Raw genomic sequence first — 13,235 nt, 5'->3', positions numbered from 1 at the left:
TTCTTTTGTCTCAATCTTTAAGGTGCGGGTGTTTTAGCCGCGTGACAGCAGGTCAATCAGGCTGGAGGTATCCCAGCGATTGCCGCCGCGTTCCTGCACCTGAGCATAGAACTGATCCACAAGGGCTGTGACCGGCAGGCGGGCACCGTTGCGTTTGGATTCCTCAAGGCAAATGCCCAGATCCTTGCGCATCCAGTCAACCGCAAAGCCGAAGTCGAACTTGTTCTCAACCATGGTGCTGCCGCGGTTTTCCATTTGCCAGCTTCCCGCGGCACCCTTGGAAATCACATCCAGAACCTTCTCCATATCAAGGCCAGCCTTAACGCCGAAATTGACCCCTTCGGAAAGGCCCTGAACCAGACCGGCAATGCAGATCTGGTTGACCATCTTGGTCAACTGTCCCGCACCGCTTTCGCCCATCAGTTTGCAGGATTTTGCAAAGGCATCAATGATCGGGGCAGCGCGATCAAATGCATCTTGGTCGCCGCCACACATGACGGTCAAAACACCGTTTTCCGCACCCGCCTGACCACCGGAAACCGGGGCGTCGATGAATGAGATGCCCATATCCTTGGCCGCGGCATACAGTTCGCGCGCGACATCTGCGGACGCGGTGGTGTTGTCAATAAGGACAGAACCCTTGTCCATGCCGGCAAACATACCACCATCGCTCAGCATCACGCTGCGCAGATCATCATCATTGCCAACACAGGAAAAGACGAACTCCGCGCCCTTTGCTGCCTCGGCCGGGGTCGGGGCGGACGATCCACCAAATTCGGAAACCCACTTGTCCGCCTTTGCGGCGGTACGGTTATACACGGTAACGTCGTGACCTGCTTTTTGCAGGTGACCGGCCATCGGATATCCCATGACACCCAGACCGATAAATGCACATTTTGCCATCGTTTGCCTCCCGAAGGTTTATGTTCATCCAGTAAAGGTTGCAGTGATGGCAATGTCAATGAACGCAAATGTGACCGTGACAATGTTTTCACGATCTGGAAGACCAGACAGTTTGAATGTCCCTAGTCCTCGTCAAGTTCTTCGGCCACGCTGTGGATGATCCGGCGGTCATAAACCAGAATTTCCGGTCGTTTCCCGGGGTAATCAAACTGTGACAGATAGAAACGAATGGCATTGATGCGTGCACGTTTCTTGTCATCAGATTTCACAATGACCCATGGGCTGTCGGTGGTCGAGGTATGGAAGAACATGTCGCGTTTGGCTTCGGTATAGGAGTCCCACAGGTTTTGGGATGCCAGATCAACCGGGCTCAGCTTCCATTGTTTGAGCGGGTCGGTCTGACGCTGTTTGAAGCGTCGCGCCTGTTCCTTCTTGCTGACCGAGAAATAGAACTTTGTCATGTGAATACCGGATCGGATCAGCATACGTTCAAGTTCCGGCACGGATTGCAGGAATTCACTGACATCAAACATGCTGCAAAATCCCATAACCCGTTCGACCATCGCCCGGTTATACCAGGACCGGTCAAACAGCGCGATTTCCCCGCCACTTGGAAGGTGTTCGACATAGCGCTGGAAATACCATTGTGTCAGTTCGCGGTCGTTGGGCTTGCCAAGCGCAACGATCCGGGCGCCGCGCGGATTGAGGTGTTCGGTAAACCGTTTGATCGTGCCACCTTTGCCTGCGGCATCTCGGCCTTCAAATATGATCAGGGATTTGAGGTTCTCGGCCTTGATCCAGTTTTGAAGTTTCAGAAGTTCAATATGAAGTGGTGCAATCAGTTCCAGATATTGCTTGCCACGCATCTTCTTTGCCTGCGCCTTGGGATCAAGGTCGATATCAGGCGGAAGCTTGTCGTCGGGGATGTTGCCAAGGTTCTGACTGCTTGCTTTGCCTGCGGCAGACGGCAAGTCGTCAAGCCGGTCCATCGTCATGTTTTCGGAATCCAGCAAGAACCGATCTTTTGCTTCGCTATCAAGGGTGGACAGGGCATCGGTGCGATTGGCAGCGGACCGGCTTTTGGCTGTGCGCCGCGTGGCATTGGCCAACGCATCAGTTGCGTCATCCTGAGTCGTTTTGCCAATCTTTTTTGGCGTTTTCTTTTCCGCTGTCATGCGCCGCGTTCCGTCATTTGTAACGAGATATCGCCATAACTCTGCGCGATAAATCGGCCTGTCGCAATGCAATGGATCAAATAGCGGGAAATGCGGGCACTGATGTGTTGCGTATAAAAAAGCCCGATCAATGTGGGGCATTGATCGGGCGGTCGGCAGGGTGTGCGGTGGCACGAAGGGTGGATCTGTCTTGCGTGCTGTTCCGTGGGGGCGAGGTGCTTCAGGACAGATCCTGTGCGGGATTAGCGCAGTCTTAAAGACTTGCGGTATTCTTCTTCAGCCTGGGCGCGAGTAATACCGATATCCGAAAGCAGATGATCACTCAGACTAAGTAGAGTGCAGCGTTCTTTACGCGCTGCACGGAGCCGTTCAAACCGGTTGTTAAAATCATTCAGGCGGCCAAAAACGGTGGCGAAGAACGAGCGGATATGTGCTCTGGACTGGCGCTCCACGGCAGAAGGAGCAGGGCTAAGCGAGTAAGCCATCATTCTCTCCATGAGTTAATATTGCTAATGCAATGATTGCTGTTGAGATGATATTGCGGCTATATCTTGTGAAGAACAAACGAGTATTTCTGATCAAACGGATTAGAATTTCTAATCCATAGATTTGGAGTGGATCTTATGCGGCTTCCGCCCTTGCAATCCGTGCGCGCCTTTGATGCCGCCGCCCGCCATCTGAGCTTTACAAAAGCAGCCGAAGAACTGTTTGTCACACAGGGGGCGGTCAGCCAGCAGGTCCGGCAACTTGAGGAGTATCTGGGGTTCAAGCTGTTTCATCGGCTGCCACGTCAGATCCATCTGACCGAAGAAGGTGCACAGCTGGCGCAGGCAACCACAGCAGGATTTTCAAGGATCGCTGACGAGATCGAACGCCTGACCCGGGTCGAGGAAACCGGGGTGGTTACCGTCAGTGTCTTGCAAAGTTTTGCCGTGAAATGGCTGGTGCCGCGTCTGGGGCATTTCCGTGATGCATACCCTGATATTGATGTGCGCATTCATGCAGATGACCGGCTGGTTGATCTGCGCACTGAGGGCATTGATCTGGCTGTTCGGTTTGGCAGTGGTCATTATCCCGGACTGGTTTGCGAGATGCTGATGCGTGACGAGTCCTTCCCGGTTTGCAGCCCTGCCTATCTTGCCGCCAATCCGGAACTGAAAACCCCCGCCGATGTCGCCGGGCACCAATTGCTTCATGATGCCACCACCTTTATGGATCATCCACATGCCGCCGATTGGGAATTCTGGCTCGACGGCGTCGGTGCCGAAGGTGTCGATGTCAGCCGCGGTCTTCGATTTAACTCCGGCGACATGGTCATTCAGGCTGCCCTTATGGGGCAGGGGATTGCCATGGCGCGCACAAGCCTGGCTGCGCTTGATCTGGCGGCAGGCAATCTTGTGCGGCCTTTTGCGCAAAGTGTTGCATCAAGCGGGGCATATTATCTGGTTTACCCGGAAGAGCACCTTCGACGTCCGCGCGTAAAGGCATTTGTCAGCTGGCTTAAAAATGAAGTGGCTGAGACCTTGCGCGAAATTGATCCGGATGAGGCGGACGCCCCTGTGGAGGGCTGATCTCAGATTAACCCAAGGTCACGCAATTCATCGGCCATATCATCGGGCAGGGCGTCGGTGCCGCCACCCTGTTTTTCATCGGGCGGGCATTTGTCATCGGGGAAATAACGCCATCCCTGAAACGCACGATGCGGGTAGGGGCGCGTGGCAATCAGTTCGTCATCCAGCACGATGCGGCAATATTTCGTGCCTTCCTCGTTGACGAATTCTTCAAGATCAATCACCCGCTGGCGGCAGCGCACAGCACCCTTGATGACCCAGTAAATTGATCCACCATCAAGAATCTCGGTCTTGCGCTTGGGTGTCATGCGTGTGGTGTGAAAGATCCGTCCATGCATGGCCTGAAAATAGGTCTGCCATTCCTTCAGGCTTTCGGGGCTATCCGTGCCGACACTCAGTTTGATGATGTTCAAAGGCATATCAGGAAGGTTTCTTGTGCTTTGGTGTTCGATGACTGATGAGGTAGAACCCGTACGTCAAACGGTCAATAGCGGATTATTAAAACACTTAATTAAGTGTAGTATATGTTATTTCACAAAAAAACTTGACCAATAAGGGGTAATCAGCCAAATTCTGGTGCAGAAAAGGTCCGTGCCAGGACCAAACCCGAGAGATTTACAGGCTGAGAGAACCGAATGTCCCTGCAAGTTGTCACGGCAAACCGTCTGGAAGACGGGTTGGTGGTGTTCCTGACCAGCGATGGTAGCTGGAGCGAAAACATCAACGATGCCCGCACCGCCGAAGACAAGGAAGCCGCAAACGCGCTTCTGGCCGAGGCAAGTGCGCCCGAACTCGACACAGTGATTGTCGGGCCGTATCTGATTGATGTCGAACAGCAGGGCGCGGATCTCGTGCCGACAAAATACCGCGAAGTTCTGCGCACCAAAGGCCCGAGTGTCCGCGAGGACCTTGGCTATCAGGCGGTATAAGGAGAGACCCCATGTATCGTTATGACGATTTTGACCGCCAGCTTGTTCATGAACGCACTGAACAGTTCCGCGAACAGGTGAAACGCCGCCTTGCCGGTGACATTACCGAGGAACAGTTCCGTCCGCTCCGCCTGATGAACGGTGTGTATCTGCAGCTTCATGCCTATATGCTGCGCGTTGCCGTTCCCTATGGCACGCTGCGCGCCGACCAGCTTCGCCAGCTTGGCATGATTGCGCGTAAATATGACAAGGGCTATGGCCATTTCACCACGCGCCAGAACATCCAGTATAACTGGCCGAAACTTGATGAAATTCCCGACGCGTTGCTGGACCTTGCCAAGGTCGAAATGCACGCCATCCAGACATCGGGCAACTGCATTCGTAACACGACGACTGACCAGTATGCCGGTGCCGCGGCCGATGAAATCGAAGATCCACGCCCTTATTGCGAACTGATCCGTCAGTGGTCGACCTTCCATCCGGAATTCACTTACCTTCCGCGTAAGTTCAAGATCGCTGTTACCGGATCGCCAAATGACCGTGCGGCCGTGAAAGTGCACGATATCGGTCTTCGCATGCATCAGAATGATGCGGGCGAGACCGGCTTTGAAGTTATCGTGGGCGGTGGCCTTGGTCGCACGCCGTTTGTAGGCAAGACCATTCGCGACTTCATCGGCAAGAATGATCTGTTCTCGTATCTCGAAGCCATCCTGCGCGTTTATAACCGCTTTGGCCGTCGCGATAACAAGTACAAGGCACGTATCAAGATCCTCGTTCACGAGGAAGGCATTGATAAAATCCGCGAGCTTGTCGAAGAGGAATGGACCCAGATCAAGGACGGGTCGCTGCGCGTTGATGATGCGGAAATCGCCCATTACATCGAACAGTTCGCACCGCCGGCGTTTGAAGCCATGTCTGACGACGACACCGACTTCGAACGCCACAAAGCGGAAAACCGTCGTTTCGCCAACTGGGTGCGTTCGAATGTGATCGAACATAAACAGCCGGGCTATGCGATTGCAAACGTCTCGCTGAAACCGATTGGCGGCATTCCCGGGGACGCGACCGATACACAGATGGAACTGGTTGCCGATCTTTCGGAAAAATACAGCTTTGCCGATGTTCGCGTGACCCATGAACAGAACCTTGTTCTGCCGCATGTCAAAAAGGCCGACCTGTTCGCACTTTGGAGCGAACTGGACGCCGCAGAACTTGGCACGGCAAACCTTGGTTATGTGACCGATATCATCTCCTGCCCGGGACTTGATTATTGCGCACTTGCCACTGCGCGTTCGATCCCGCTTTCACAGCGGATTTCCGAACGCTTTGGTGATCTTGATCGCCAACATGATATTGGCGAACTCAAGATCAAGATTTCCGGCTGTATCAATGCTTGCGGACATCACCACGTTGGCCACATTGGTATTCTTGGCCTCGATAAACGCGGCAAGGAATTCTATCAGATCACCCTTGGCGGCGATGCCAGCCAGGATGCCTCGATTGGCAAGATTGCCGGTGCCGGTTTCTCTGAGGCCGAGGTGGTCGATGCCATCGAAAGCCTCGTGACCAAGTATATTGATATCCGCGAAAGCGGTGAGCGCTTCATCGACACCTATCGGCGTGTTGGCATGGATCCGTTCAAGGAGGTTCTTTATGGCGATCGTTAAAAATGACAGCCTGATCGAACAGGAGTGGATCACGGTTGACGCCGAAGGCGATCTGCCATCAAGCGATGAAAACCTGATCGTGCCGCTTGCACGTTTCAAGGAAGAACGTGACAGCCTATTGGGGCGTAACGGAGGTCTTGGTGTTCAGCTGAACCCGGGGGATGCGCCGGAAGATCTGGCAGATGATCTTGATCGTCTGTCGATCATCACGGTCAATTTCCCGGCCTACACGGATGGTCGTGGATATTCCTATGCCCGGGTGCTGCGCGAACGTATGGGCTTCACGGGCGAGCTTCGGGCAGTTGGTGACGTCCTGCGCGACCAAATCCTTTATATGCACCGTTGCGGCTTTGATTCCTATGACCTTAACGTTGAAGGTGACATCGCCCTGAACAAGGTGCGCGCCGCGCTCAAGGAAATGTCGGTTTATTATCAGCCGACCGGTGATGGTCGGGCAACGGCACAATCCCTGCGCGAACGTCGTCGCGCCGCGTTGCAGTCTTAGAATCGTAATACCATACTTAATACCATGGTCGAGCAGGCCGTGGAATTTCGACCAAGGGGCGCCTGCAAAGGGGGCCCCTTTTTTTGTGTTTTGGCGAACATATAGCAGTGGCCGTGGTTTCGAAAAATATTACAAAACAATTACTTCGAGGTTTTTCTATAGTCACTAAAACCTATATGTCATGGTATGCATATATGAATTTCCTGCACGTATATGACGCCCCGTAAGGGTAGGGTTACAGTCAATAAAGAATAGTGAGATAGTCCCCAGTATATCGCGCGATGATTGTGAAAATATAATATGACTAATGAGGAGAGATAAATTGCTTAGGGGCCTCATTTATGTCGATGTTCAATCGTCTCAAGATTTCCACAAAGGTATATGGCGGCTTTGGCGTCATCCTCGTTTTGCTCGTAATCGCTTCAATCTGGTCGGAGCTTTCTGTGAGCAGTGTCGGAGATGACTTCGTGCGCTATCGTCATATCGCCTTGCAGTCCAATCAGGCTGGACGTGTGCAGGCCAACCTGTTGGAGGCGCGTGTTTCGGTAAAGCAGTTTCTGCTGACCGGCGAAAGTGCGGCAGCGAAAAATGTCGATGACCGGCTTGCAAGCGCGATAACGTTGAATGACGAACTCGTTGAGTTGCTTGATACCGATGAAATGATCGAAGTCGCCCAAGTTGCTGGCGAAAGCCTGAAAGCCTATCGCGCGGCCTTTGCCAAGGTTGCCACAATGTCTGCCGGGGATCCCGCCCGTGATCAGATAGTGACCGATACACTCGACACAATCGGTCCGATGGTGGCTGAGAACCTTGAAGACCTGAAGCTGACCGTCAAACACGAACAGGATGAAATCGGTCCGCGTGCGGCCAAGGCTGCTTCGCAGGCTGTGATCATTACGGCCATTGTTGCCGGTGTGGCGTTGATCCTTGGCATTTTTGCCGCCTGGAAGATTGGATCGGGTATTTCCCGCCCGATCCAGCAAATTACCGACGCCATGAAGGAACTGGCTGGCGGCAACAAGCAGACCGACATTCCCGGACAGGATCGTTTCGATGAAATCGGTGATATGTCCAAGGCGGTTCTGGTCTTTAAGGAAAATATGATCCGTGCCGAGGAGCTTGCCGCCCAGGAAGCAGAGGCCGTCAAACGCCGGGAAAGACGTGCAGAGAAAATCAATGAACTGACAGCGGACTTTGATCAGGACATGTCGGTTATCCTCAAGGCACTTGCTTCTGCGGCGACCGAGATGCAGTCAACCGCGACGGGCATGAGCAGCACCGCCGAAGAAACCAGTCGCCAGTCCAGTATCGTCGCAGCCGCTGCCGAACAGGCATCAACCAACGTGCAAACCGTTGCCAGCGCAACGGAACAACTCAGTGCCTCGATCTCCGAGATCACCCAGCAGGTCAGTCAGTCCTCGTCTGTTGCCAATCGCGCGGTCGAGGATGCCGAAAAAACCAACACCCAGATCCGCGGTCTTGCCGAAGCAGCCCAAAAGATCGGTGATGTGGTAGGGCTGATCAGCGATATTGCCGAGCAAACCAACCTTTTGGCCTTGAACGCCACCATCGAGGCGGCGCGTGCCGGCGATGCGGGCAAGGGCTTTGCCGTTGTCGCGGCAGAGGTCAAAAATCTTGCAACGGCAACTTCGCGCGCGACCGAAGACATCACCAATCAGATCACCGGCATCCAGAATGAAACCGATGGGGCGGTAACCGCCATTGGCACCATTTCATCTACGATTGCCGAGATCAGCGAGATTTCAGCAACCATCGCAAGTGCGGTCGAGGAACAGGGGGCAGCCACCCTCGAAATCACCCGCAATGTGCAGGAAGCCTCGGTTGGTACAACAGAAGTGACGTCAAACATTGTCAGCGTGAACGAAGCGGCGGGCTCCACCGGGGCTGCTGCCGAGCAGGTGCTGAGTGCGGCATCAGAATTGTCGCGGGAATCTGAAGGCCTGCGTCACAAGGTCGAGGATTTCCTGGCCGCTGTTCGGGCAGTCTGATTGCCGTCATGATGATCTTTTGTCGGGCGGGGAAAGTGTCATCAAAAGGCACGGGCCCTTGGCGGTTTCATATTCCCGCCCGGCAACAAAACCAATCGCCTCATAGCAGCGAATGGCGCGTTCGTTTTCAGGATCGGGGTCAATCCCGATCATGGGCGCGCCACGCTCGAACAGCTGGTCGGTCAGCATTTTCAGAAACATCTGACCATGCCCGCAACCCATCATATCGGGCACACCGATAAATGCATCCAGACAGCGTGTATTTTCAGGCAACGGATCAAAATGTGCCTGTGGCCATTGGTGGGCGTCGTAATGCTGGGCAAAGGCAAAGGGTCGATTGCGGTACGAGACAATCAGTGTCGCCATTTCGGCCAGTTCGACATCTTCGGAAATCAGTTCAATCTGCTCATCCGGATCGCCCCACCAGCGGACAACTTCAGGCACATGCAGCCAGCGGCCAATCATTGGCAGATCGTTTGGGGTGGCCCGTCGGAAGCTGTATTTAATTGGGGCTATTCTCTCGTTCACTAAGTTCATTTACCTTGTTTGCATTCAGAAAGACGTTTCGGTCTTGGAGGAAGATAGTGAGCGATACAGAGCACGTGTGGGACAAGCATGAAACCTTGTTCCACTATACGAATCAAGCAGGTTTGTTAGGGATACTGAACAGCAATGACCTGTGGGCGTCCAGCTACAAGTTTTTAAACGACCGAGAGGAGGTCGTGTTTTTTAAGAAGGTGCTGAGGAATAGCCTTCTGCCATTCTTCGAGAGAAACCTGAGAAATAAGCGTGACCTAGATGTGATGCAAAGCGCACTTCTTAGATTGCATGGGTACAGCAATCTTGCTTCTCAGCAAGCGGATGAATTCATTGATGTGTTGTATAAAACCACCTTTCAACCGCAAGGCGGTCGGAAGGAATTGGTTCATCCGTTCTTCGTATCCTTCTGCAGTCATAGTGACAGCTATGAAAAGAAGAATGGCTTGTTGAGCCAATGGCGAGGATACGGTTCTGACGGCGGATTTGCTATCGAATTTGACGTCAAGGAATTGTCTCGGCAGATTCAAGAAAGTGTTGCTACTTATGAGCGAGCGGTCTCATTTTTCTGCGATGTTTTTTACTGTGATACTGACAATTCTCTACCATCCCTAAATGAGAACATTGAGTGCATCGTTGATACAGCAGAGGCTCTGATCAGGGGGCGCGAAAACCCATTTGAAAAGTCGTATGGTCCATTCGTAACTGCAGCAACGAGAACCAAACATATTGGTTTTCGAGAAGAGCAAGAGTTTCGGGTCGTGATAGCGCCGATACTGCAGGGCGGGCCGTTCAGTGAACTAGGAGAAGGCTACAGCAAATTTAAGAAAATCTACGTCCGCGAGGGCAAAGATGGTCTAATCCCATACATAAAGTTACTGGAAGAAATTCCCGATCCTTTGCCTATACGAAGAGTAATCGTCGGGCCGTGTCGGCAGCAGCAGCAAAACTATGATGCAGTTTCATTCGCTCTAGAAGGGGCAAAGATTGAGGTGACTTTGTCGGAAACGCCTTATGTTGGTTAGTGCTTTGCTCGTAAGGCCAGATTGACCTTCGATGCACTTGAATTTCCTATCAAATCACAAATCCAGTTTCCTGTCGCGGCAAGCTTTTCAAGATCGATACTGGTTTTGATGCCAAGGCCGTTCAGCATATAGACAACATCCTCGGTCGCGACATTGCCACTGGCCCCCTTGGCATAGGGGCAGCCGCCAAGACCCGCAACCGAACTGTCGATGGTTGCCACACCCATTTGCAGCACAGCCAGCAAGTTGGCAAGCGCCTGACCATAGGTGTCGTGGAAGTGCGCGGCGAGCTTTTCGGTGGGGACATGCTTGGCAACAGCGGCAATCATCGCCTGTGCCTTTGCCGGCGTCCCGGTACCAATCGTGTCGCCCAGACTGATTTCATAACAGCCCATGTCATATAGCGCCTTGGCGACTTCTGCGACCTTTTCAGGTGCGATGTCGCCTTCATAGGGGCAACCCAGCACGCAAGACACATAGCCGCGTACCGCAAGGCCGGCCTCGCGTGCGGCATCCGCGACCGGGCGGAAGCGATCAAGGCTTTCAGCGATTGAGCAATTGATGTTCTTCTGCGAGAAACTCTCCGATGCCGCGCCAAAAACCGCAACCTCGGTTGCGCCTGCTGCAATCGCGGCCTCAAGACCCTTCATGTTCGGGGCCAGAACAGGGTATGTCACACCGGGTTTGCGGGTGATCCGGGCCATGACATCGGGTGCATCGGCCATTTGCGGTACCCATTTTGGACTGACAAAGGCGGTAGCTTCGATCACCGATAATCCGGCATCATTCAGGCGATGGATCAACTCGACCTTTGTTTGGGTCGGGACCATTGCCTTTTCGTTCTGAAGGCCATCACGCGGACCGACTTCAACGATTTTGACATGGCTTGGCAGATCGGAAATCAGGGCCATTATTCGGCCTCCTCGATCGCAATCAGTTCTGCGCCATCATCAACCTGATCCCCCACACCAAAGAACACTTCCTTGACCGTGCCGGTGACGGGGGCTGAAATGGTGTGTTCCATTTTCATGGCTTCCATCACGACCAGTTTGTCACCCGCCGTGACCGATTGACCGGCCTCTGCCATCACAGCGATGATCTTGCCCGGCATCGGAGCGGTCAGACCACCACCCGTACCCTCATTGCCACCGGCTGCGGCCAACTGATCAAAGATGTCCAGCCGGTCGGAACGGCCATCGCGGAAAATCATCAGACGATTGCCGTCGCGCAGGACTGACGCGCGTTTGCGCACGTTATCAAGCCGGGCAACGATGGCACCATTATCGTCATATTCGGCACTCGCCATGATAGCGCTACCATCAGGCATATCGATGACATAGCCCTGATCGCGGTAATGCACCTTTACCAGCATGTCCGATCCATCATGACGCAGGATCAGGTCATGGTGGTTATCGTCATTCAGCCGGAAGCCTGCGGTGCTGTGCCAGGGCGAATAGGGATCTTTGCTTTGCGCGGCATAGCGGGCGGCCTCGGTATCGCGGGTCAACAGGATATCAAGTGCGGCGAAAGCCAGGGCTTCGTTATCCGGTGTGCCGGGGGCCGGGATCAGGTCATCCTGATAGTTCGGAATAAAGCCGGTTTCGACCTCTCCGCGTTCAAAGGCCGGATGACGGGCGATATTGCCAAGGAAGCCGGTATTTGTGGTGACACCAACAATCTGCACATCATTAAGGGCGGACGCCATGCGACGGAGCGCGGATGGGCGGTCCACATCCCAAGTGATCAATTTGGCGATCATCGGGTCATAATGGATCGATACTTCGCCGCCCTCATAAACGCCGGTATCAACGCGCACATGATCGGTTTCGTGTGGCATACGCATATGAATAAGTTTGCCGGTTGCCGGCAGGAAGTCGTTCTGCGGGTCTTCGGCATAGATCCGGACTTCAAAGGCATGACCGTTGATCGACAGGTCTTCCTGCGCCTTTGGCAGTTTTTCGCCATCGGCCACCCGCAATTGCCATTCCACAAGGTCTTCGCCGGTGATTTTTTCCGTCACCGGATGTTCGACCTGAAGGCGGGTGTTCATTTCCATGAAATAGAACGCACCCGACGCGTCCAGCAGAAATTCAACTGTTCCTGCGCCCTGATAGCCAATCGCCTTGGCGGCATCGACCGCGGCCTTGCCCATCTGGGCGCGGAGCTCTTCGCTCATACCGGGTGCCGGGGCCTCTTCAATCACCTTTTGATGGCGGCGCTGCAAGGAGCAGTCCCGTTCAAACAAGTAAACCGCATTGCCATGGCTGTCGGCAAAGACCTGAATTTCAACGTGGCGCGGTTTGACAATCAGTTTTTCAATCAGGCAATGATCATCGCCAAAGCTGCTGGCAGCTTCGCGTTTGCAACTGATCAGCGCGTCCTTGAAATCGGATGCCTTTTCAACCGCACGCATGCCTTTGCCACCACCCCCGGCGGATGCCTTGATCAATACCGGATAGCCGATCTTGTCGGCCTCGGCCGCCAGAAGGTCTGAGTCCTGATCTTCGCCGTGATAGCCCGGCACCAGCGGGACACCGGCCTTGCCCATGATTTTCTTGGCTTCGGACTTCGACCCCATGGCGCGGATCGCACTTGCCGGCGGGCCGACAAAAACACAGCCTGCCTTTTCAAGCGCATCGGCAAAACCGGCATTTTCCGACAGGAACCCATAGCCCGGATGGACGGCATCGGCACCCGATTGTGCGATGACTTCAAGCAGGCGGTCGGTCCGCAGATAGCTGTCCTTGGGGGCGGGCGCGCCGATATAGTACGCCTCGTCAGCGTGTTTGACATGCAGGGCATTGGCGTCGGCATCGGAATAAACAGCAACCGTGGCAATTCCCATGCGACGGGCGGTCTTTATCACGCGGCAGGCGATCTCACCGCGGTTGGCGATCAGAAGTTTGCGCGGCAT

13 protein-coding genes are annotated in these 13,235 nt (G+C 54.0%); 6 read left to right on the top strand and 7 right to left on the bottom strand.

What is annotated here, in order from left to right:
- Positions 1-33: 33 nt before the first annotated feature.
- From AUQ43_RS16775 to AUQ43_RS20155, 3 genes are all read right to left on the bottom strand, one after another.
- Positions 34-903, bottom strand: coding sequence for an NAD(P)-dependent oxidoreductase (locus AUQ43_RS16775; RefSeq protein ID WP_062957466.1), 870 nt, complete (start codon positions 901-903; stop codon positions 34-36).
- A 122-nt stretch (positions 904-1,025) separates the two neighbouring features.
- Complete coding sequence (gene ppk2, locus AUQ43_RS16770; RefSeq protein ID WP_062957465.1) at positions 1,026-2,078, bottom strand: polyphosphate kinase 2; 1,053 nt, start codon at positions 2,076-2,078, stop codon at positions 1,026-1,028.
- A 242-nt stretch (positions 2,079-2,320) separates the two neighbouring features.
- Entirely contained in the window at positions 2,321-2,563 is a 243-nt protein-coding gene (locus tag AUQ43_RS20155; RefSeq protein ID WP_114129888.1) for a DUF1127 domain-containing protein, read from the bottom strand.
- Positions 2,564-2,701: 138 nt separating this feature from the next.
- Between AUQ43_RS20155 and AUQ43_RS16765 the strand changes: the two genes are divergently transcribed.
- A complete protein-coding gene (locus AUQ43_RS16765; protein ID WP_062957464.1) occupies positions 2,702-3,649 on the top strand; it encodes a transcriptional regulator GcvA in 948 nt (315 codons plus the stop codon).
- A 2-nt stretch (positions 3,650-3,651) separates the two neighbouring features.
- Here AUQ43_RS16765 and AUQ43_RS16760 read toward each other — a convergent pair whose 3' ends face one another.
- The gene (locus AUQ43_RS16760; RefSeq protein WP_062957463.1) at positions 3,652-4,068 is read right to left on the bottom strand and encodes a DUF1489 family protein; all 417 of its coding nucleotides are present in this window, start codon (positions 4,066-4,068) and stop codon (positions 3,652-3,654) included.
- A 216-nt stretch (positions 4,069-4,284) separates the two neighbouring features.
- On the opposite strand from AUQ43_RS16760, the gene AUQ43_RS16755 reads away from it, so the two are divergent.
- The 4 genes from AUQ43_RS16755 (at position 4,285) to AUQ43_RS16740 (ending at position 8,759) form a co-directional block, all read left to right on the top strand.
- Positions 4,285-4,578: a DUF2849 domain-containing protein gene (locus AUQ43_RS16755; protein ID WP_062957462.1), complete on the top strand. Its 294-nt coding sequence runs from the start codon at positions 4,285-4,287 to the stop codon at positions 4,576-4,578.
- 11 nt (positions 4,579-4,589) lie between these two features.
- Positions 4,590-6,245, top strand: a complete 1,656-nt coding sequence (locus tag AUQ43_RS16750) for a nitrite/sulfite reductase (protein WP_062957461.1) — start codon at positions 4,590-4,592, stop codon at positions 6,243-6,245.
- Positions 6,232-6,750: a DUF934 domain-containing protein gene (locus AUQ43_RS16745; RefSeq protein WP_062957460.1), complete on the top strand. Its 519-nt coding sequence runs from the start codon at positions 6,232-6,234 to the stop codon at positions 6,748-6,750. The genes AUQ43_RS16750 and AUQ43_RS16745 overlap by 14 nt, the downstream gene beginning before the upstream one ends.
- Positions 6,751-7,091: 341 nt before the next feature.
- Positions 7,092-8,759 carry a methyl-accepting chemotaxis protein gene (locus AUQ43_RS16740; protein ID WP_062957459.1) on the top strand — a complete coding sequence of 556 codons (1,668 nt, stop codon included), beginning with the start codon at positions 7,092-7,094 and terminating at the stop codon, positions 8,757-8,759.
- Positions 8,760-8,765: 6 nt separating this feature from the next.
- Here AUQ43_RS16740 and AUQ43_RS16735 read toward each other — a convergent pair whose 3' ends face one another.
- Positions 8,766-9,296 carry a GNAT family N-acetyltransferase gene (locus AUQ43_RS16735; protein WP_255356129.1) on the bottom strand — a complete coding sequence of 177 codons (531 nt, stop codon included), beginning with the start codon at positions 9,294-9,296 and terminating at the stop codon, positions 8,766-8,768.
- 47 nt (positions 9,297-9,343) lie between these two features.
- Here AUQ43_RS16735 and AUQ43_RS16730 point away from each other — a divergent pair, with 47 nt between their 5' ends.
- Positions 9,344-10,321, top strand: a complete 978-nt coding sequence (locus AUQ43_RS16730; protein WP_114129889.1) for a DUF2971 domain-containing protein — start codon at positions 9,344-9,346, stop codon at positions 10,319-10,321.
- On the opposite strand, the gene AUQ43_RS16725 is transcribed toward AUQ43_RS16730, so the two are convergent.
- Positions 10,318-11,232 (bottom strand): hydroxymethylglutaryl-CoA lyase, encoded by a 915-nt coding sequence (locus AUQ43_RS16725; RefSeq protein WP_062957457.1) that lies wholly within the window; start codon positions 11,230-11,232, stop codon positions 10,318-10,320. The two genes, AUQ43_RS16730 and AUQ43_RS16725, sit on opposite strands and share 4 nt — an antisense overlap.
- Complete coding sequence (locus tag AUQ43_RS16720; protein ID WP_062957456.1) at positions 11,232-13,235, bottom strand: acetyl/propionyl/methylcrotonyl-CoA carboxylase subunit alpha; 2,004 nt, start codon at positions 13,233-13,235, stop codon at positions 11,232-11,234. The genes AUQ43_RS16725 and AUQ43_RS16720 overlap by 1 nt, the downstream gene beginning before the upstream one ends.

Origin of the sequence: Thalassospira sp. MCCC 1A01148, from assembly GCF_001613795.1 — a bacterium.
In the GTDB taxonomy this organism is placed as follows: Bacteria; Pseudomonadota; Alphaproteobacteria; order Rhodospirillales; family Thalassospiraceae; genus Thalassospira.
This window is presented reverse-complemented; position numbering and strand designations above follow the sequence as displayed.

Bases quoted from the DNA above. Each gene is read 5' to 3' on its own strand.
- AUQ43_RS16720 (WP_062957456.1), bottom strand. From the start codon at position 13,235: ATGCCGCGCAAACTTCTGATCGCCAACCGCGGTGAGATCGCCTGCCGC.
- AUQ43_RS16745 (WP_062957460.1), top strand. From the start codon at position 6,232: ATGGCGATCGTTAAAAATGACAGCCTGATCGAACAGGAGTGGATCACG.
- AUQ43_RS16760 (WP_062957463.1), bottom strand. From the start codon at position 4,068: ATGCCTTTGAACATCATCAAACTGAGTGTCGGCACGGATAGCCCCGAA.
- AUQ43_RS16765 (WP_062957464.1), top strand. From the start codon at position 2,702: ATGCGGCTTCCGCCCTTGCAATCCGTGCGCGCCTTTGATGCCGCCGCC.
- AUQ43_RS16755 (WP_062957462.1), top strand. From the start codon at position 4,285: ATGTCCCTGCAAGTTGTCACGGCAAACCGTCTGGAAGACGGGTTGGTG.
- AUQ43_RS16735 (WP_255356129.1), bottom strand. From the start codon at position 9,296: ATGAACTTAGTGAACGAGAGAATAGCCCCAATTAAATACAGCTTCCGA.
- AUQ43_RS20155 (WP_114129888.1), bottom strand. From the start codon at position 2,563: ATGGCTTACTCGCTTAGCCCTGCTCCTTCTGCCGTGGAGCGCCAGTCC.
- ppk2 (WP_062957465.1), bottom strand. From the start codon at position 2,078: ATGACAGCGGAAAAGAAAACGCCAAAAAAGATTGGCAAAACGACTCAG.
- AUQ43_RS16750 (WP_062957461.1), top strand. From the start codon at position 4,590: ATGTATCGTTATGACGATTTTGACCGCCAGCTTGTTCATGAACGCACT.
- AUQ43_RS16725 (WP_062957457.1), bottom strand. From the start codon at position 11,232: ATGGCCCTGATTTCCGATCTGCCAAGCCATGTCAAAATCGTTGAAGTC.
- AUQ43_RS16740 (WP_062957459.1), top strand. From the start codon at position 7,092: ATGTCGATGTTCAATCGTCTCAAGATTTCCACAAAGGTATATGGCGGC.
- AUQ43_RS16775 (WP_062957466.1), bottom strand. From the start codon at position 903: ATGGCAAAATGTGCATTTATCGGTCTGGGTGTCATGGGATATCCGATG.